Origin of the sequence: Bradyrhizobium sp. CCBAU 11430, assembly GCF_028128855.1 — a bacterium.
GTDB classification, from domain to species: Bacteria; Pseudomonadota; Alphaproteobacteria; order Rhizobiales; family Xanthobacteraceae; genus Bradyrhizobium; species Bradyrhizobium ottawaense.
Genome location: NZ_LBJV01000007.1, coordinates 355,019 through 373,965 on the forward strand (window position 1 = coordinate 355,019; position 18,947 = coordinate 373,965).

The following is an 18,947-nucleotide window of genomic DNA, read 5'->3' on the forward strand; positions in this document are numbered from 1 at the left end:
GTCGGCCGTTGCGCACCCGGCGCCGGCTCGAGCCCGGAGGGGATGCTGATGGACGCTGTGCTCCTTGCGCGTATCCAGTTCGCCGCGAACATCACGTTTCATATTCTATTTCCATCGATCTCGATCGCCCTGGGCTGGGTGCTGCTGTTCTTCCGCCTGAAGCATCTGCGCGCAACCGACCCACAGCAGAAGCTGGACTGGCTTCGCGCCTATCGGCTGTGGACCAAGGTATTCGCCCTGACATTTGCGCTCGGGGTCGTCAGTGGCGTCACCATGAGCTTCCAGTTCGGCACCAACTGGCCGGGCTATATGGAGCGGGTCGGCAATATCGCAGGCCCGTTGCTGAGCTATGAGGTGCTGACCGCTTTTTTTCTCGAGGCGGGCTTTCTTGGCGTGATGCTGTTCGGCCACCGCCGCGTCGGCGAAGCAATTCACCTTGGGGCGACCTTTCTGGTGGCGCTGGGCACTCTGATGAGTGCGTTCTGGATCCTCGCCCTCAATTCCTGGATGCAGACACCGGCGGGATACGAAATTGTCGACGGCCAGTTCCATGCACGGAATTGGCTGGAGATCGTTTTCAATCCGTCCTTTCCCTATCGTTTCGTCCACATGGTGCTTGCGTCGTCGCTGACGTGCGCGTTCCTGCTGATCGGGATCAGCGCCTGGCAGCTCCTCAAGGGCGTCGCGACGGCGAGCGCCTCGCGGGTGCTGCGAACCGGGCTCGTGTTCGCGGCCCTGGCCGCGCCGGCGCAGATCGTGGCGGGCGATTTTCACGGGCTCAATACGCTCAAGTATCAGCCGCAGAAAATCGCGGCGGTTGAAGGCATCTGGGAAACCACGCGCGGCGCGCCGCTGCTTCTGTTCGCGATTCCCGACGATGCGACCCGGTCGAACCATTTCGAACTGGCCGTGCCGAAACTCGCGAGCCTTATCCTCCGTCACGATCCTGACGGGGAGCTCAAGGGGTTGAACGAGTTTCCATCGGCGCATCCGCCGGTGCTGCCGCTGTTCTGGTCGTTCCGGATCATGGTGGGAACGGGCATCCTGATGTTGCTCGTCAGCTGGGTCGGCCTCTGGAGGCATTGGCGCGACGGTTGGGAGTTTTCCCTGATGCCGCGGCCATTGCTCAGGTTGTTCGCGGGAATGACCTTTGCCGGATGGGTGGCAACCATCGCCGGATGGTACGTCACGGAGATTGGACGGCAACCGTTCATCGTGTCAGGCCTGATCCGAACGAGCGAGGTCGCCTCGCGCGTTCCATCGGCGAGCATCGCGCTGACCCTGGTCATCTACGTGACCCTCTATGTGGGCTTGCTGGTGGCCTATGTCGGCGTGCTGAAATATATGTCGGAGAAGCCGGAAAAGCGTCCGGCGGCGGTCACGTCGGAGGACCTTGCACAGGATCCGCTTCGCTATCAGAGCCGCGGAGAGTTCGCATGATGTCGATGTCCTTCGACGAGCTTCTGCCACTGATCTTCATCGGACTGATGGGCGTATCGCTGCTCGTCTATGTCGTGAGCGACGGCTACGATCTCGGGGTCGGCATGCTGATGCATCGGGCGACGCCGGACGAGCGGGATACCATGGTCGCCTCGATCGGCCCGTTTTGGGATGCGAATGAGACCTGGCTCGTCCTCGGCGTCGGCCTTCTCCTCGTCGCCTTCCCAAAGGCGCATGGACTGGTCCTGTCGGAATTGTACCTGCCGACCGCGCTCATGCTGGTCGGCCTGATCCTGCGCGGTGCAGCTTTCGATTTCCGGGTCAAGGCCAAAGCCGACCGGAAGGCGATGTGGGATCGCATGTTCATCGCCGGGTCGATGCTGGCGTCGGTGTGCCAGGGCTGGATGCTCGGCCGCTACATCAGCGGGTTCGGCGAAGGCTGGAATTATCCGATCTTCGCCGGCGCAATCGCGATTGCGTTGCCGATGGCCTATGCACTGCTCGGCGCGACGTGGCTTGTGATGAAGACGCATGGCGAGCTGCAGGAGAAGGCGATCGAGTGGAGCAAGATCGCCTTCGCACCCATGGTTCTCGGTCTGATCCTGATCTCGATGGCAACGCCGTGGATCAGCGAGACGGTCCGCATCAGGTGGTTCACCCTGCCGGCGATGATCGCGGTGGCCTCGATCCCGATCACGTCCAGCGTCGCGCTGCTGACGGTCCGCCTTCTGCTGGGTGCACCGGCCGTGCGCGGCGCGCTTTGCTGGCTGCCTTTCGCGCTATTGGTGCTCGTGTTCCTCCTGAGCTTCCTTGGTCTCAGCTATAGCATCTACCCCTATGTCGTGATCGACCGGCTCACGGTCTGGCAGGCCGCCAGCAGTCCGGAGTCGCTCCGAGTCATACTGATCGGGGTCTGCGTGACGCTGCCGGTCATCATCGCCTATACCGGATTTTCCTATCGCGTATTCCGGGGCAAGACCATAGAGTTAGACTATGCGTGAGTGGCCTGCCGCAATTGCCGGCGCTCCCGGGTTTGTGCTGGTTCACAAGATGGCGGAGCTCTCATCCCTGGTGAACGTCAAGGAGCCTGCCAAGGTTGGTTCGGTGGCGCCTGCTTCCACGCGTTGGTTCATTCGCGGTGCATTTGCCCTTGCGTTGGTCGCCGCCGCGGCGTGGCTCGGATATGCGGTCATGTTCCGCCGGGGACTGGACCATCTGCACGCCGCGGCCCAGCAGCGGCTGGCCGTCGAGGCTGCCAGACTCGACGGCCATCTTTCGAGATTTGAGTATCTCCCGTCTCTCCTGGAGACGTCCCCCGGCGTGTTCCGGCTGCTGGAGGCGCCCGGCGATCCCGCGTTGCAGCAAGCCGTCAGCCTCTATCTGAAATCGATCAACCTGCTGGCGGGGGCCGACAACCTCTACGTCCTCGGTGTCACCGGCGCGACCCTGGCCGCGGCCGATTTCGACCAGCCCGGAACACCCTTCGGCGAAAACCTGTCGTATCGTCCCTATGTGAGCGAAGCGCTTGCGAACGGTCGCGGTGCATTCTTCGGTGTCGGTATCACCACCGCGCGCGCCGGTTATTATCTGTCCTATGCCCTGAAGGACAGCGGGACGACCAAGGGGATCGCGACCGTCAAGGTCAATCTGGATTCGTTCGAGCGGGCGTGGCGCAACATCGACAACGACATTCTACTGGTCGACGAGCGCAAGGTCACGATACTCGCCTCTCGCGACGAGTGGCGCTATCGCCCGATGGAGCCGCTGTCGGTTCAAACGCGCGATGACATCGCGCGATCCAAGCCCTACGGAAACCACGATCTTGCGCCGCTCGGATGGACCTTCGTCGCCCAGTCCGAGAACGGCACGGCACGGATCTCCGCGGAGAACGGCACCGCCTATACCGTCAGCGAGCTTCCGATCAACCGCGGGCTGTGGAAACTCGTGCTTCTCGACGACGAGGCGCCCATACGGCAGACTGCGCTCGTCATCGGGGTCATATCGGGATTAGCCGCCCTCGTCGCGCTGCTGGCGCTTGGACTTGTGGAGCAACGCCGCAGAGAGATCAAGCAGCGGTTGGCGAGCCAGGCCGCATTGCAGGCGGCGAACGACATGCTCGAAACCAGGGTGCAGGAGCGCACAGCCGAATTGCGCGCTACGCAGGATGAACTCGTTCATGCCGGCAAGCTGGCCGCGCTCGGCCAGATGTCGGCGGGCATCGTTCATGAACTGAACCAGCCCTTGGCGGCCTTGCAGACGGCCGCCGACAATGCAGTTTTGCTGGTCGACCGCGGATCAATCGGAGATGCCCGTGGAAATCTCACCCGCATTGGCGAGCTGGTGCGGCGGCTCGGACGCCTGACCGGCCAGTTGCGGGTGTTCGCATACAAGTCGAGCAGCCCGCTTGGCGCGGTTTCCGTTGAGCGGGCCGTGGCTGAATCGCTCAAAATATTGTCCGGGCGAGTCAAGGAGGGCGGGGTTGCCGTCGCGACGGACATTGACGCAAAACTCTGCGTCATCGCCGATCAGACGCGGCTCGAGCAGCTGTTGTGCAACATCGTGGCGAATGCGCTGGATGCGGTGGAGAATGTCGAGCCGAAGTCGATCCTGATCCGGGCGGGCAGGGAGGAGGCGCAGAGCGCGCGCTGCCGCATTGCGATCAGCAACAGCGGGCCCGCGATCGCCCCCGACGTCCTGCAGCGCATGTTCGAGCCGTTCGTGACGACCAAGCCCGCGGGCAAGGGGCTTGGGCTGGGCCTGATGCTGTCCAACCACATTGCACGCTCGTTCGGTGGCGAGCTGCATGCGCGAAACCTGGCGCCGAGCGGCGCCGAATTTGTTGTGACCCTTCCATTGGCTGAGATTACAGAGGCGGCTCCCGCATGGGCGATGACCAATCGATCGGCGTGATCTATGTCGAGGATGATGACGACGTCCGGATCGGCGGGGTCCAGGCGCTCGAGCTTGCGGGATTTTCCGTTTCGGGCTTTGCCTCGGTCGAGACCGCCCACAGCTCCGTGCGCGCCGACATGCCCTTTGTCGTGGTCTGCGACGTGCGCCTGCGCGGGCGCAGCGGCCTCGATTGGCTGTCTGATCTGCGTCGGCTGGATCAGGATCTGCCGGTGATCCTGATCACCGGTCACGGCGATATTTCGATGGCCGTGCAGGCAATGCGGACCGGCGCCTATGACTTCATCGAGAAACCCTGCTCCTCGGAGCAGCTGATCTCGGTGGTGCGCCGGGCGGCGGAGAAGCGGCGGCTGACGCTCGAGGTGCGATCGTTGCGATCCGCCTTGGCGGACCGCCAGGGAATCGAGGCCAGCCTGCTCGGTCGGTCGCCGCAGATCCAGGAGGTGCGCCGGTTGGTCTCCACCTTGGCTGCGACCAATGTCGACGTCACGATCTATGGTGAGACCGGGACGGGCAAGGATGTGGTGGCGCGCTGCCTGCACAATCATAGCGGCCGCCGCGGCGGTAACTACGTTGCGGTGAACTGCGGCGGCCTGCCGGAATCGCTGGTCGAGAGCGAGCTGTTCGGCCACGAGGTCGGCGCGTTCACCGGCGCCACGCGTCAGCGGATCGGAAAGATCGAATACGCCAGCGGCGGAACGCTGTTCCTCGACGAGATCGAAAGCATGCCGCTCAGCGTGCAGGTCAAGTTGCTGAGGTCGCTGCAGGATCGCTCGATCGAGCGCGTCGGCACCAACAAGCCGATCGCTGTAGATTGCCGTGTCGTGGCCGCCAGCAAGGTGAATCTGCTGGAGCTCAGCGAAAAGCGGCTGTTTCGTGCCGATCTTTACTATCGCCTCGGCGTCGCTTTCATCGAGCTGCCGCCGCTGCGCGAACGGCGGGAGGACATCCCGCTGCTGTTCGAGCACTTCACTCTGGATGCCGCCAGGCGTTTCGAGCGCGACGCCCCGATCCTGGATGACCCGACCATGTCTCACCTCCTGGCCTATTCGTGGCCGGGCAACGTGCGCGAGCTTCGCAACGTCGCCGACCGTTTCGTGCTCGGTGTCCTCGACGGCAAGTCGATCAACAAGTCGGGCTTCGGCGCGTCCGATATGTCATTGCCGCGGCAACTGGAGAACATCGAGCGATCGATCATCGAGGATGCGCTGCGGCGCAGGCAAGGCGATGTCCAGGCAACGGCTGCCCTTCTGAGCATTCCGAAGCAGACGCTGTACGACAAGATCAAGCGCCTCTGCGTCAATGTCGACGGAATCAGGGAGGGCGCGACCGTCCGCTCCGGATCCTGAGACCGCGGCGGATGAGACGGCAAGCTCTCGGTGCATGCGGGGCAAAGGGCGCCAGGCAGAAGCGGCCCGAAAACCGGACGTCAACGAACCAATCAATCTTGCCAAGCGAGGAACGCCATGAATCGGCCATTCAACATGCCTGACGAATTTGTCGAGGGCTTCATGAAGGCGGGTGAAAGCCTGTGGCGCTCGCTCGGATGGGCGCCGAAGGGCGATCGTAACGGGGCCGATCCCGGCCCGGCTCTGAATTCGTCAGGCCTCGCTCAATTGCAGGCGGACCACATGATGCGGCTGTACAAGCTCACCGAGCATGTCCTCAAATCGGCCGCCGGCGTCCAGAGCGAAGCAGGCATCGAGCCCGCGCGCGGCGATCGCAGGTTCAACGCGACGGAATGGCGGGACAATGCCACCTATAGCCTGCTCAAGCAATGCTATCTACTCAATGCGCGCTATTGCGTCGACTTCGTCGAAGCACTCGATCTCGACGAGAAGGAAAAGCATCGGCTGCGCTTCTTCACGCGCCAGCTGGTCGAGGCGATGAGCCCGACTAATTTTCTCGCCACCAATCCTGACGTCATAAAGCTTGCGACGGACAGCGAGGGGCAGAGCCTCAAGGCGGGCTTGGACAATCTCATGGCCGATCTCGGCCGAGGCAGCCTGACGATCACGGACGAGGAGGCGTTCGAGGTCGGAAAAGACGTCGCCGCATCCAGGGGCGCGGTCGTGTTCGAGAACGAGCTGTTTCAGCTCATTCAGTATGAACCCGCGACCGAGCAGGTGACGGCCCGGCCGCTGCTGATCGTGCCGCCATGCATCAACAAGTTCTACATCCTCGACCTGCAACCGGCCAACTCCTTCGTCCGCTTTGCGGTCGAGCACGGCCTGACCGTCTTTATGGTCTCCTGGCGCAATCCGGATGCCTCGTGCGGGCACTTTGGCTGGGACGATTACGTCGGGCAGGGCGCCATGCGCGCCATCGAGGTGACCCGCTCGATCTCGGGTGTCGACAAGGTCAACGTGGTCGGCTGGTGCGTCGGAGGAACCATTCTGTCATCTGCGCTGGCGATCCTGCGGACGCGCGGCGACGAGTCGGTCGCCAGTGTGACGTTGCTGACCACGATGCTCGACTTCCGTGAACCGGGGGATCTCGGCGTGTTCGTAGACGAGGAGGGTGTGCGGCAGCGCGAGCAGACCATTGGCAACGGCGGCATTTACCGCGGCTCGGAGCTCGGGTTCGTCTTCCAAACCCTGCGTTCCAAGGAGCTGATTTGGCCGAACGTGATCAACAACTATCTGAAGGGAAAATCGCCTGAGCGTTTCGATCTTCTGTTCTGGAACGCCGACGTGACCAACCTGCCGGGGCCGATGTATTGCTGGTACATCAGGAACATGTATCTGGAGAACAGACTTCGGGAGCCGAACCGGTTGACGATGTGCGGCACGTCCGTCGATCTGGGGCGAGTCGACCTGCCTGCCTATGTCTTGGCGACCGTTGAAGATCACATCGTGCCGTGGCGATCGGCCTATCGCACCACGGGCCTGTTCAGTGGCAACACCCGCTTCGTGCTCGGAGCGAGTGGGCACATTGCCGGCGTGATCAACCCTGCGTCGAAGAACAAGCGAAGCTATTGGCTGTCGGACAAGCGATGCGAAGACCCGGCGGCGTGGCTTGCGAGCGCTGACGAAAAGCCAGGCAGTTGGTGGAACGATTGGATCGCGTGGCTCAAGCCGTGGGCTGAAGATCAGGTGCCCGCCCGGACGCAACTCGGCAGCAACCTCTATCCTCCGGGGGAAGTGGCACCAGGCCGATATGTGAAAGCGAAGGCAAACTGACTTCGCTGAACGGTCATGGAGCGATTGGAAGATCTCGGAAGAGCTGGCAGTTCGAGCAATCGCTGAGCGAGGCGACCTCATCATTAGATGATGGATTGCTCTTCGTACCGTTTGGCGACATCGATAAGTTGTTGAGGGCTGCCTCAGAAAAGTGCGAGCGAAGCGCTTAGACTGCACATGCACACCTCGGCCTCCGTCTGACGTGTGCATTGAGAATCCGAAGAAGCGATTTCCGCTTCCAATTCATGCAAATATCGTCCTAGAAGAGCCAAGCTACGGAAGCCTCGTCAAATGAGAATTCTCAGTCGGTCCAATTACACAAAGGGCTGATCGAAGTTAAAATACCTCAATAAGATGAATAGCTTAGAACGAAAATTCGCCGTAGCCCCCATGATGGATTGGAGCGATCGGCACTGCCGGGTGTTCCACCGCCACCTGACGCGGCGGGCGCTGCTCTACACGGAGATGGTGACGACGGGCGCCGTCATTCATGGCGACCGGGAGCGGCTGCTTGGGTTCGACGCGAGCGAACATCCCGTGGCGCTTCAGCTTGGCGGCTCGGATCCGCGCGAGCTGGCGCAGGCTGCGCGGATCGGCGAGGCGTTCGGCTATGACGAGATCAATCTCAATGTCGGCTGCCCGTCGGATCGCGTGAAGGATGGCCGCTTTGGCGCCTGCCTGATGGCGGAGCCGGAACTCGTGGCGCGGTGCGTCGATGCGATGAAGCAGGCTGTCGCGGTTCCCGTCACGGTGAAGTGCCGTATCGGCATCGACGACCAGGATCCGGAAGTGGCTCTTGATGCGCTTGCGCGCGCGGTGGTCGCCTCCGGCTGCGACGCACTGATCGTGCATGCCCGCAAGGCCTGGCTCAACGGGTTGTCTCCGAAGGAGAACCGCGACATCCCGCCGCTCGACTATGAGCGCGTCTATCGGCTCAAGCGCGCGATGCCTGACGTGCCTGTCATCATCAACGGCGGCATTCGAGGCCTCGACGAAGCGAGAGCGCATCTCGAACATGTCGACGGCGTGATGCTCGGCCGCGCCGCCTATCAGGACCCGTGGCGGCTGCTCGGCGTCGATCGGGAGATCTTCGGCGAGGCGAGCCCGCACGCGACCGTGCAGGACGCGCTCGAGGCGATGATGCCCTATATCGAGCAGCAGCTTGCGCGCGGCACGCGGCTGCACGCGATCACGCGGCATTTCGTCGGCGCATTCCATGCCGTGCCCGGCGCGCGGGCCTTCCGCCGCCATCTGGCCGAGCAGGGGGTTAAGGCGGGCGCCGGCCTCGAGGTGCTGCGCGATGCGATCGCGTGCGTCGGTGCGCGTGCGCCGGCCGAGGCGGCGTAAGGCGGCTAATCCATCGCCGTGCGCGAGCGGCGATGGCTGCTCTGAAGCTCGGGATAGCCGGTCAGCATCAGCTTGTCGGCGCGCACCCCCCAGCTCTCCAGGCGGTCGAGGAAGCTCATGCCGAGCAAATTGGTCTTCATCTGCCCGCGCTGGACGACGAGGGCCGGCACCGATTTTTCGACGAGATGGCCGACGGAGAGACGGTCGAGGGTGAGGCGGGCTGCCTTGGTATGTCCGCCCGCGGTTTCGAGGTCGACATCGTATTCGAGCATCTCGAGCGGCAGCCCGATGGCTTTCGCGGTTTCCCAGGTCAGCACCACCGACGTCGCGCCGGTATCGATCACCATCGGCGCGGCGATGCCGTTGATCTTCGCGCGCAGCGCGAATTCGCCGCCCTGGCCGCGTGGGATCTGCACGGCGGGAGCGGGCGTTGCCGTCTGCGCGCGAAAAATGTGGGAGACCTTGTGGCTGGCGCGCGCGATCTGCTCGGGGTCGCCATAGGCGACGACCGCGCCTGCCGTGCCTGCAAGCATGACGAGAACGAGCAGGAAGCGGATCATCGCGCGCCTCCGCAGGCGAGCAGGCCGGTCAGTTGCGTTTCGGCGATGCCGCGATCGGCGCCAGTCCAGCTTCCGTCATGCGTGCCGGCAACAGCGCCATGACCGCGAGCCGGTCCGCGCTTTCCATGGCGTGCCAGCGCGCGATCTCGGGCAAGGTCCGGCCGCAGCCGAAGCACAGCTTGGTCCTGGGATCGATCATGCAGACGGCGACGCACGGCGTTTCTTTGCTCATTCGGACATAGTGGGGGATTGTCGGGCATGTCTGCAAGCATCTGGTTAGGAGCCTGTACCTGCGCTCATGATCGGCTTGTGGCGCGGCCGGCGCTTCTCCTCGGGCAGTACGGAACTCTCCGGCTGGAGCGGCGGGGAATCATCCGACAGCGGCGCCAGCGCGCTCATCACGCGCTCCGGCGGGAAGGTGACGATCACCTCGGTGCCGATGCGCAGCTTCGATTTCAGCGTGAACGTGCCGCCATGCAGGTCGATCAGATTCTTGGCGATCGGCAGGCCGAGACCGGCGCCCTGTTCGGCGGACTTGATCGAGTTGGAGCCCTGGCCGAACGAGGCGAGCACGACCGGGATCTCGTCCTCGGGAATGCCGGAGCCGGAATCCCGCACCGAGAGATATTGTCCGCCCGAGGCGGTCCAGCCGGCCTTGAGCCAGATCTCGCCGCCTTGCGGAGTGAACTTGATCGAGTTGGAGAGCAGGTTGAGCACGACCTGGCGGATCGCGCGCTCGTCGGCCCACAGCCGCGGCATGGCCTGCTCGAACACTTCGTGGATGGTGATGCCACGGCTGGAGGCGCGCAGCTTCATCAGGTGATGGCAGTCGGCGACGATGCCGACCAGCGACACCGCTTCTTCGTTGAGCTCGTAGCGGCCGGCCTCGATCCGCGACAAGTCGAGGATCTCGTTGATGAGGTTGAGCAGGTGCACGCCGGAATTATGGATGTCCGCCGAGTACTCCTTGTACACCGGTACCGCATGCGCGCCAAAGATCTCGCTCTTCATCACCTCGGAGAAGCCGAGGATGGCATTCAGCGGCGTGCGCAGCTCGTGACTCATCTGCGCGAGGAAGCGCGACTTGGCGACGTTGGCGGATTCGGCGCGGTGGCGCGCCTCGTCCGAGATCGCCTTGGCCTGTTCGAGCTCGCCGATCAGCGCGTCCTTCTCGGCGCGCGCTTCCAGCGTGGCGAAGGTGGAGGAGTGCAGGCGGTGCGCCAGCAGCACGAAATAGCCTTCGGCGGCGAGCGCGAGCGCGGCCAAAATGTAATTGTCCAGCGAGCCGGTCATCACGAAGCTCAGCGCCATGGCGACCGCGACCGGCGCGGTGGCGGCAAGGGCTGCGATCGGCAGATTGGCGGCGAGCATGCTCGACACTGCGATCACCAGCAGCATCAGGAACATCATCAGCGATTCCGTGACCATGTCGAGCACGGGATGGATCAGGATCGCCATCCAGCACAGGCCATAGAGCAGGTCGAGCACGACGAAGCGCGTCCGCCAGGCGCGCGTCGCCGCGGGCGAGGCGGGCTCGGTCAGGAAGCGCCGGCAACTGCGGGTCATGGCGCTGTGGATGCAGAGCATGCCGGCGGTCCAGGCCGCGGCCGGGATCGGCTGCATCCACAGGCCGAACAGCACGCCGGTCGCGACCACCAGCAGCATCACGACATAGGAAGCCGACAGCCGCGTCTGGGCGTATTGGCGCAGCATCTCGGCGTCGAACGCCGGCCGGGTTCCACTGGTCGACGTTAACTTGTCCCGCGCCTCGCGCACCCGCTGCGCCGCAGCCCTTCGGCTGCTCGCCGATGGAGCGCTCACCGGCTCGGCCGGAAGCTCCACAACCTCAGGCTTTTCAGCGGGGTTACTCATCAAGCAACACGATTCCTGCCCACGCCGGACGCGGGCCTTCTGCATTGTCTATCTCTGGCAAGAAATCCTTAAGAGGTGACTTAAGGAGCTAAAGAATTACGTTAACCCGGCGTTAATTTTGAATCTCGCCTGCGCCGTCAATGCAGCGCTGCGTACTGCGCGATGTAGACCATCGCGCCCGCCAGATACCCCACCAGGGCGGGGCCTGCGATGCGGCGGGCGTACCAGAAGAACTCGATCTTCTCGAGTCCCATGGCGGCAACGCCCGCGGCCGAGCCGATGATCAGGATCGAGCCGCCGGTGCCGGCGCAATAGGCGATGAACTCCCAGATGAAGCTGTCGGGCGGATGTTGCACCAGATTGTACATGCCCATCGTGGCCGCGACGAGCGGCACGTTGTCGATGATGGCACTCAACAGGCCGAGCAGGATGACGATGACGTCGAGACGCCCGACCGTGGCGTCGAGCCATTTCGCCAACAGTTCCAGCACGCGAGCATGCTCCAGGCATGCGACGGCCATGAGGATGCCGACGAAGAACACGATGGAACTCATGTCGATGCGCGTCAGCGCATGGGCGAGGGTGAGGGGACGCCGCGCATCCTCGTCCTTGTGGCGGTGAACGACCTCGCCGACCAGCCAGAGGATGCCAAGCCCGAAAAGAATACCCATGAAAGGCGCAAGGTGCGTCACGGCCTTGAAGACCGGAACGGCGACCAGGGTGCCAAGGCCGAGATAGAACATCAAGTTGCGCTCGAACACCTCGACCCTGAGGGCCTGTGCTTGGCCTTGCAGCGGAGGGACGATCTCCTTCCCCTTGATGGAATAGCCAACGATGAGCAGCGGTATCAGCAGGTTGAGCAGTGAGGGCAAGAACACCGACTTCATGATGCTGAGGGGAGTGATCTGCCCTCCGATCCAGAGCATCGTGGTCGTGACGTCGCCGATCACGGTCCAGGCGCCGCCGGCATTGGCCGCGATGACGATGATCGAGGCGAACAGCAGGCGATCGGTCTTGCTGCCGATCAGCTTCTGGATCAACGAGATCATCACGATGGTGGTGGTGAGATTGTCGAGGATCGCGCTCAGGAAGAACGTCACGAAGCCGATGATCCACATCAGCGTGGTCTGCTTCGTGGTGCGGATGATCGAGGTGATGACTTCGAAGCCGTTGTGGGCGTCGATCACCTCGACGATCGTCATGGCACCGATCAGGAAGAAGACGATCTGCGCGGTCGAGGCGACGGATTCGTCGAGCTGATGGTTGACGAGCGAGGCGTCGCCGACGGACAGCGCGTAGATCGTCCAGAGCAGGCCGGCTCCAAGGAGAGCCGAGGCGCTCTTGTTGACGCCGAGCGGGTGTTCGAGCGCGATGGCCGCATACGCAACGATGAAGACGACGGCTATCACGCTCAGCAAGTCAGTCCCCGCGGTGTTCGTTCTTCGGCTCGATGCGCTTGCAAGACCTCGACGCGGCGCCGCGTCAAGGCCGGGGGGACGGTCGCAGCTGCCCGGCAGCGACCGTCGATGCGCTCCTCAGCGCTGCAGGCGCGCGAGCAGGCTGGACGTATCCCAGCGCTTGCCGCCCATCTTCTCGACCTCGGAATAGAACTGATCGACCAGCGCGGTGACCGGCAGGTTGGCGCCGTTGCGGCGGGCTTCAGCCAGCGAGATCGAGAGGTCCTTGCGCATCCATTCGACCGCGAAGCCGAAATCGTACTTGTCCTCGTTCATGGTCTTGTAGCGATTCTCCATCTGCCAGGACTGCGCCGCGCCCTTGGAGATGGTCTCGATCACTGCGGCGACGTCGAGGCCGCTCTTCTTGGCGAAGTGGATACCCTCGGAGAGACCCTGCACCAGACCGGCGATGCAGATCTGGTTGACCATCTTCGTGAGCTGGCCGCTTCCGGCGGGCCCGAGCAGTTTGCACATCCGCGCATAGGCGCCCGTGATGATCGGCTCGGCGCCGGCATAGGCGTCCTGCGCGCCGCCGCACATCACCGTCAGCACGCCGTTCTCGGCGCCGGCCTGGCCGCCGGAGACCGGCGCGTCGATGAACCTGAAGCCGGCCTTGGTCGCGGCCGCGTCCAGCTCACGCGCGACTTCGGCGGAGGCGGTGGTATGGTCGACGAAGGTCGCACCCTTCTTCATGCCGGCGAACGCGCCGTCGGGGCCGATCGTGACCGCGCGCAGATCGTTGTCGTTGCCGACGCAGCACATCACGAAATCCTGGCCTTCAGCGGCGGCCTTCGGGGTCGGTGCGGTCTTGCCGCCGAACTTGTCCGCCCATTCCTTCGCCTTGGCCGCGGTGCGGTTGTAGACGGTGACCTCATGGCCCCCTTTTTTCACGAGGTGTCCGGCCATGGGGTAGCCCATGACGCCGAGACCGAGGAAAGCGACTTTAGCCATGTGTGGTACCTTGTCCGTAGCTTGAGTTTTACGGTTGCAGCCGGGCGAGGGCGCCAGGGCGGCGTCCTCCAAGTTCCGCCGCGAGGGCGGATCGGAGGCGCACCATAAACCGTTAAGCCGGGAGGGCAACGGCTTCGTTTGGCGGCCCCCTGTGCTAGGATGGCGGACCTAAGGACTTCAAAAAAGGGAGCGAAAGCATGGGCGGCGTGAGCGTTGGCGTCCTCGATCATTTCAACATCCGGACCCGGAATCTGGCCGAGACCGTCCGCTTCTACGAGGATGTGCTCGGCCTGGAAAAAGGCGCCCGGCCGAATTTCGCCTTCCCCGGCGCCTGGATGTACAGCGAGGGCAAGGCGGTGGTGCATCTCGTCGATATTTCTGCGACCGCCGAGCCACAAAAGCCGGATTCCGGCGTTGTCCATCATGTCGCCTTCGTCAGTCGCGGCTTTGACGGCATGAAGCGGCGGCTGGCGTCCAAGGACATGAAGTTCGAGTCCCGCCAGGTGCCCGGCGGCGACCTCTGGCAGATCTTCGTCAACGATCCCAACGGGGTCATGATCGAGCTGAATTACGAGGCCGCCAGGGAGCAGGGGGCGGCGCCCGCCGAGAAGGCCGACGATATCGGCAGGCAGTAGCCTTTTGGGCGTTTCCGCTCTAATGGGGCATCCTAGAGTCTCGAGCATGACCTTGCCGGAAAGCCGCGCCACGCCTTGCGCTGGCGCCGTCCTCCGGCTCCGGATCATGCTCCGTTCAGGAGATGCGCTTTGAGCGTGACGCAGCAACAGGTTCTCGACAGCCTCGCCAGGATCAAATCTCCCCGCGGGGTCGCGCTCACCAATGCCAACGTGCTGAGCGCGATCAGCGCGTCCGACGGCAAGGTGTTCTTCTCGATCAATGTCGATGCCGCCGAGGCGAGGGCCTGGGAGCCAATCCGGGCCGAAGCCGAGGCCGCTGTGCGCACCATTCCCGGCGTCACCACCGTCATGGTGGCGCTGACCGCCGAGCGCAAGCCGGGCTCCGCGCCGCCGCCGCCCCCGCAACCCAGCCGCGGCACGCCCGGCGTGCAACCGGTCCATGCCCACAAGCCGCCGCAGGGCGGCGGGTCGCCGATGGCGCGGCAGTCGGAAATTCCCGGCGTTGCCGCCGTGATCGCGGTCGCCTCCGGCAAGGGCGGCGTCGGCAAGTCGACCACCGCGCTGAACCTGGCGCTGGGCCTGCGCGACCTCGGCCTCAAGGTCGGGCTGCTCGATGCCGACATCTACGGCCCCTCGGTGCCGCGGCTGACCGGCCTGCACGACAAGCCGGAGCTGAACGACGAGCGAAAAATGATTCCGCTTCGGCGCTTCGGTCTGGCCATCATGTCGATCGGCTTCCTGGTCGAGGAAGAGACCGCGATGATCTGGCGCGGTCCCATGGTGATGTCGGCGGTGACGCAGATGCTGCGCGACGTCGAATGGGGCAAGCTCGACGTGCTGGTCGTCGACATGCCGCCGGGCACCGGCGATGCCCAGCTCACGCTGGCGCAGAACGTGCCGCTGAAGGGCGCCGTGATCGTCTCGACCCCGCAGGATCTGTCCCTGATCGACGCGCGACGGGGGCTTGCCATGTTCAAGAAGGTCAACGTGCCCGTGCTCGGCATCGTCGAGAACATGAGCTACTTCCAATGCCCGCATTGCGGCACGCGGTCGGACATTTTCGGCCATGGCGGGGCGCGGCACGAGGCCGAGAAGCTCGAAGTCCCCTTCCTCGGCGAGATCCCGCTGCACATGGCGATTCGTGCTACCTCGGATGCCGGCAATCCCGTCGTCGACAGCGAGCCGGACGGTCCTCATGCGGCGATCTACCGCGCCATTGCAGGGCAGGTCCGCGACCAGCTCAAGGGCGTCATCGCGGCGGCCTGAGCCGGCCGCCCGGGGCACGCCTTCCTCGTCCTTTTGGGGGGCATGCGACTTTCGTAGAGCCCCGTCATGCCATTGTCGCGTTCCGCAAGCGGGGCTTCCGTGGTAAAGGCCCACGGCAGTCAAGCCCCTTCGGTTCGACGCGGCCCTAACGCGTCGCCGGAATGAGCGGCGGCAAGAAGAGAAGTTAAGGGGAAACGCCCCAGCAAGGAGAGACCTGAAGATGAAGCGTCGTGATTTTCTGAAAGTGTCGGCAGCAGGCGCGGCGGCAACCGCGGTAGCCTCGCCGGCGATCGCGCAGTCCTCGCCCGAGGTGAAGTGGCGCTTGACTTCGAGCTTCCCGAAGTCGCTCGATACCATCTATGGCGGTGCCGAGCAGGTGGCGAAGTACGTCGCCGAGATGACCGACAACAAATTCCAGATCCAGGTGTTCGCGGGCGGTGAAATCGTCCCGGCCCTCCAGGCGCTCGATGCGACCTCCAACGGCACCGTCGAGATGTGCCACACCGTCTCGTACTACTATGTCGGCAAGGACCCGACCTTCGCGATCTACGCCTCGGTGCCGTTCGGTCTCAATGCGCGCCAGCAGAACTCCTGGTGGTATCAGGGCGGCGGCATGGAGCTCGGCAACGAGTTCTTCAAGAAGTCGAACGTGATCGGCTTCCCCTGCGGCAACACCGGCACCCAGATGGGCGGCTGGTTCCGCAAGGAGATCAAGACCGTTGCCGACCTCTCCGGCCTCAAGATGCGCATCGGCGGCATCGCCGGCCAGGTGCTTCAGAAGGTCGGCGTGGTGCCGCAGCAGCTCGCCGGCGGCGACATCTATCCGGCGCTCGAAAAGGGCACCATCGACGCCGCCGAGTGGGTCGGCCCCTACGATGACGAGAAACTCGGCTTCGCCAAGGTCGCCAAGTACTACTACTATCCGGGCTTCTGGGAAGGCGGTCCGACCGTCCACGCCTTCGCCAACCTGGAGAAGTGGAATGCGCTGCCGAAGAACTACCAGGCGATCCTCACCAACGCGATGACCAATGCCAACACCTGGATGGCGGCGCGCTACGACATGCAGAACCCGGCGGCGCTGAAGCGTCTGGTTGCCGGCGGCACCCAGCTTCGTCCCTTCACCAACGAGGTGCTGGAAGCCTGCCTCAAGGCGACCAACGAGCTGTGGGCGGAGATCTCGGCCAAGAACCCCGACTTCAAGAAGTCGATCGACGCCATGCAGGCCTACCGCTCCGACGAATATCTGTGGTGGCAGGTTGCCGAATATACCTACGACAGCTTCATGATCCGCTCGCGCACGCGCGGCTGATCGCCTAGGCCTAAAGTCGCAAAGACCGGAAAGCCCGGCCTCCATTGGAGGCCGGGCTTTTTCTTTGCCGCAGTGCGATCGGGATGGAATTGGGCGGCGGCTTGCGTCATGGTGGTGCAAAGCCTCGGCAAGAAGGCCCACAATCACTGGTACATCAGGGCAGGAAATCATGAAGAGAAGAGACTTCATCAAGGTCACAGGACTCGGTGCGGCCGGCGCCGCCACGCTCGCGGCTCCCGCGATCGCGCAGTCGATGCCGGAAATCAAATGGCGCATGCCGACGAGCTGGCCGAAATCGCTCGACACGCTGTTTGGTGGCGCCGAGATGATGTGCAAGATGGTCGCCGAGGCGACCGACAACAAATTCCAGATCCAGATCTTCGCGGCCGGCGAGATCGTGCCGGGCCTCCAGGTGCTCGACGCCGTTCAGAACGGCACCTGCGAAATCGGCCACACCGCGTCCTACTATTATTTCGGCAAGGATCCGACCTTCACCTTCGGCTCGGCCGTGCCGTTCGGCCCCAACATGCGCATCAACCAGGCCTGGTACATGCAGGGCGGCGGGCGCGACGTGCTCAACGAATTCTACAAGAGCTACAACGTCGTCTCATTGCTCGCGGGCAACACCGGCTGCCAGATGGGCGGCTGGTTCAGGAAAGAGGTCAACGCACCCGACGATCTCAAGGGCATGAAATTCCGCATCGGCGGCTTTGCCGGCCGCGTGCTCCAGAAGCTCGGAGTGGTGCCGCAGCAACTCGCCGGCGGCGACATCTATCCCGCGCTGGAAAAGGGCACCATCGATGCCGCCGAATGGGTCGGCCCCTATGACGACGAAAAGCTCGGCTTCTACAAGATCGCGCCGCACTACTACTATCCCGGCTGGTGGGAGGGTGGGCCGATGCTGCTGGCCTTCGTCAACCTCGACAAGTGGAACGCGCTGCCGAAATATTACCAGAGCGTGCTGGAGCAGGCCGGCCACTACGCCAACAACTACATGATGGCGCGCTACGACACCGCCAATCCGCTGGCGCTGAAGAAGCTGCTCGCGGGCGGCGCCAAGCTGCACGCCTTCTCGCCGTCGATCATGGATGCCTGCCACAAGGCCGCCAAGGAGCTGCATGCCGAAGTCGGCGCGACCAACGCCAATTTCAAGAAGGTGCACGACTCCCTCGCCAAGTTCACGAGCGACGGCTACGCCTGGTTCCAGGTCGCCGAGGTCGGCTACGACATCTTCATGGCGCGGCGCTCGCAGAGCTGATCGCGTCACGCCGCCGAATGCAACGCCCCGGAGCGGAAGCTTCGGGGCGTTTCTTGTGCGTCCTGCTTCTTTGAAACCAGGAGTAGTTGACTTGTCGGGCAAAGCAGAATGTTAGGATCCAATGATCCGGAATATGGTTCGTCGGCAGCCGTTTGGACGTGACATGAGTTTCGATCCCGAGGCCGTTCAAAGCGCGCTGCTCAAGGCGTGGTCGCGGTCGACCGCGAGCCAATGGACGGCGGACAATCCGGCCGCAGGACAATGCAACGTCACGTCGCTGCTCGTTCATGAACTCTTCGGCGGCGACCTGCTGAAGACGCCACTGCCGGCCGGCGACCATTTTTACAATCGGATCGAAGGCAAGAGGTACGACTTCACGGCGAGCCAGTTCGACCGGCCGATCGCTTATACGGACTTGCCTGCAGATGGGGCCGACGCGTTGCTGGGAGCAACGAACGATCAATTAGCCGAACTAAGGGCAGCATTTCAGCAGAGCCATACCAAGTCAGGCTAGCGCCATCAGGCAGAAGGCGAATGCGAGTGCGAGTGTGAAGCTGACCATGTGCATGCGTTGCCCTCCGTTGAGATTTGCGGAAGGTGTTTGTTCGGAGCGGATCCATCCATAAGGTGGTTCTTCGCTGCGCTCTCTCCATCCCTGCATGCTGAAGCGCCATTGCTTACACAAACCTGACAAGCGTGGCCTTCTTTGATGCCGCTCATCAGCGGTGCGCCGGGAGAGACCATCGCGTCCGGAGGCGCG

At 63.5% G+C, this 18,947-nt stretch carries 16 protein-coding genes; 11 read left to right on the forward strand and 5 right to left on the reverse strand.

Features of this window, described 5'->3' with window-relative positions:
• Positions 1-48 precede the first annotated feature (48 nt).
• From XI04_RS06365 to dusA, 6 genes are all read left to right on the forward strand, one after another.
• Positions 49-1,440 (forward strand): cytochrome ubiquinol oxidase subunit I, encoded by a 1,392-nt coding sequence (locus XI04_RS06365; protein WP_271611536.1) that lies wholly within the window; start codon positions 49-51, stop codon positions 1,438-1,440.
• Positions 1,437-2,441: a cytochrome d ubiquinol oxidase subunit II gene (locus XI04_RS06370; RefSeq protein ID WP_085967607.1), complete on the forward strand. Its 1,005-nt coding sequence runs from the start codon at positions 1,437-1,439 to the stop codon at positions 2,439-2,441. Before XI04_RS06365 ends, XI04_RS06370 begins: the two co-directional genes overlap by 4 nt.
• Positions 2,434-4,350 carry a sensor histidine kinase gene (locus XI04_RS06375; protein WP_271611537.1) on the forward strand — a complete coding sequence of 639 codons (1,917 nt, stop codon included), beginning with the start codon at positions 2,434-2,436 and terminating at the stop codon, positions 4,348-4,350. Before XI04_RS06370 ends, XI04_RS06375 begins: the two co-directional genes overlap by 8 nt.
• Complete coding sequence (locus XI04_RS06380) at positions 4,323-5,699, forward strand: sigma-54-dependent transcriptional regulator (protein WP_038946247.1); 1,377 nt, start codon at positions 4,323-4,325, stop codon at positions 5,697-5,699. The genes XI04_RS06375 and XI04_RS06380 overlap by 28 nt, the downstream gene beginning before the upstream one ends.
• A gap of 117 nt (positions 5,700-5,816) precedes the next feature.
• A complete protein-coding gene (locus XI04_RS06385) occupies positions 5,817-7,532 on the forward strand; it encodes a PHA/PHB synthase family protein (protein ID WP_271608277.1) in 1,716 nt (571 codons plus the stop codon).
• Between the two features lie 354 nt (positions 7,533-7,886).
• On the forward strand, positions 7,887-8,879 hold the full coding sequence (gene dusA, locus XI04_RS06390) for a tRNA dihydrouridine(20/20a) synthase DusA (RefSeq protein WP_271608276.1): 993 nt from the start codon (positions 7,887-7,889) through the stop codon (positions 8,877-8,879).
• A gap of 5 nt (positions 8,880-8,884) precedes the next feature.
• Here the strand turns inward: dusA and XI04_RS06395 are convergent, their stop codons facing one another.
• From XI04_RS06395 to XI04_RS06415, 5 genes are all read right to left on the reverse strand, one after another.
• Entirely contained in the window at positions 8,885-9,439 is a 555-nt protein-coding gene (locus XI04_RS06395; protein ID WP_028145315.1) for a TIGR02281 family clan AA aspartic protease, read from the reverse strand.
• Positions 9,440-9,467: 28 nt separating this feature from the next.
• Positions 9,468-9,671 (reverse strand): DUF1289 domain-containing protein, encoded by a 204-nt coding sequence (locus XI04_RS06400; protein WP_271608275.1) that lies wholly within the window; start codon positions 9,669-9,671, stop codon positions 9,468-9,470.
• 44 nt (positions 9,672-9,715) lie between these two features.
• On the reverse strand, positions 9,716-11,311 hold the full coding sequence (locus XI04_RS06405) for a sensor histidine kinase (protein ID WP_028145314.1): 1,596 nt from the start codon (positions 11,309-11,311) through the stop codon (positions 9,716-9,718).
• 137 nt (positions 11,312-11,448) lie between these two features.
• The gene (nhaD, locus tag XI04_RS06410; protein ID WP_271608274.1) at positions 11,449-12,729 is read right to left on the reverse strand and encodes a sodium:proton antiporter NhaD; all 1,281 of its coding nucleotides are present in this window, start codon (positions 12,727-12,729) and stop codon (positions 11,449-11,451) included.
• Positions 12,730-12,846: 117 nt separating this feature from the next.
• Entirely contained in the window at positions 12,847-13,719 is an 873-nt protein-coding gene (locus XI04_RS06415) for an NAD(P)-dependent oxidoreductase (RefSeq protein WP_028145312.1), read from the reverse strand.
• Between the two features lie 197 nt (positions 13,720-13,916).
• On the opposite strand from XI04_RS06415, the gene XI04_RS06420 reads away from it, so the two are divergent.
• The 5 genes from XI04_RS06420 to XI04_RS06440 all read left to right on the forward strand — a co-directional run bounded on the left by XI04_RS06420 (position 13,917) and on the right by XI04_RS06440 (position 18,701).
• Positions 13,917-14,354 (forward strand): VOC family protein, encoded by a 438-nt coding sequence (locus XI04_RS06420; RefSeq protein WP_038971002.1) that lies wholly within the window; start codon positions 13,917-13,919, stop codon positions 14,352-14,354.
• 129 nt (positions 14,355-14,483) lie between these two features.
• Entirely contained in the window at positions 14,484-15,620 is a 1,137-nt protein-coding gene (locus XI04_RS06425) for an Mrp/NBP35 family ATP-binding protein (protein WP_028145310.1), read from the forward strand.
• A 220-nt stretch (positions 15,621-15,840) separates the two neighbouring features.
• Positions 15,841-16,929, forward strand: coding sequence for a TRAP transporter substrate-binding protein (locus XI04_RS06430; protein WP_028145309.1), 1,089 nt, complete (start codon positions 15,841-15,843; stop codon positions 16,927-16,929).
• A gap of 169 nt (positions 16,930-17,098) precedes the next feature.
• A complete protein-coding gene (locus tag XI04_RS06435) occupies positions 17,099-18,187 on the forward strand; it encodes a TRAP transporter substrate-binding protein (protein WP_028145308.1) in 1,089 nt (362 codons plus the stop codon).
• Positions 18,188-18,350: 163 nt separating this feature from the next.
• On the forward strand, positions 18,351-18,701 hold the full coding sequence (locus XI04_RS06440; RefSeq protein WP_095425856.1) for a YunG family protein: 351 nt from the start codon (positions 18,351-18,353) through the stop codon (positions 18,699-18,701).
• Positions 18,702-18,947: the final 246 nt, after the last annotated feature.

Bases quoted from the DNA above. Each gene is read 5' to 3' on its own strand.
- XI04_RS06405 (WP_028145314.1), bottom strand. From the start codon at position 11,311: ATGAGTAACCCCGCTGAAAAGCCTGAGGTTGTGGAGCTTCCGGCCGAG.
- XI04_RS06365 (WP_271611536.1), top strand. From the start codon at position 49: ATGGACGCTGTGCTCCTTGCGCGTATCCAGTTCGCCGCGAACATCACG.
- XI04_RS06380 (WP_038946247.1), top strand. From the start codon at position 4,323: ATGGGCGATGACCAATCGATCGGCGTGATCTATGTCGAGGATGATGAC.
- XI04_RS06385 (WP_271608277.1), top strand. From the start codon at position 5,817: ATGAATCGGCCATTCAACATGCCTGACGAATTTGTCGAGGGCTTCATG.
- XI04_RS06395 (WP_028145315.1), bottom strand. From the start codon at position 9,439: ATGATCCGCTTCCTGCTCGTTCTCGTCATGCTTGCAGGCACGGCAGGC.
- XI04_RS06420 (WP_038971002.1), top strand. From the start codon at position 13,917: ATGGGCGGCGTGAGCGTTGGCGTCCTCGATCATTTCAACATCCGGACC.
- XI04_RS06440 (WP_095425856.1), top strand. From the start codon at position 18,351: ATGAGTTTCGATCCCGAGGCCGTTCAAAGCGCGCTGCTCAAGGCGTGG.
- XI04_RS06370 (WP_085967607.1), top strand. From the start codon at position 1,437: ATGATGTCGATGTCCTTCGACGAGCTTCTGCCACTGATCTTCATCGGA.
- dusA (WP_271608276.1), top strand. From the start codon at position 7,887: ATGAATAGCTTAGAACGAAAATTCGCCGTAGCCCCCATGATGGATTGG.
- XI04_RS06435 (WP_028145308.1), top strand. From the start codon at position 17,099: ATGAAGAGAAGAGACTTCATCAAGGTCACAGGACTCGGTGCGGCCGGC.
- XI04_RS06430 (WP_028145309.1), top strand. From the start codon at position 15,841: ATGAAGCGTCGTGATTTTCTGAAAGTGTCGGCAGCAGGCGCGGCGGCA.
- XI04_RS06400 (WP_271608275.1), bottom strand. From the start codon at position 9,671: ATGAGCAAAGAAACGCCGTGCGTCGCCGTCTGCATGATCGATCCCAGG.
- XI04_RS06375 (WP_271611537.1), top strand. From the start codon at position 2,434: ATGCGTGAGTGGCCTGCCGCAATTGCCGGCGCTCCCGGGTTTGTGCTG.
- XI04_RS06415 (WP_028145312.1), bottom strand. From the start codon at position 13,719: ATGGCTAAAGTCGCTTTCCTCGGTCTCGGCGTCATGGGCTACCCCATG.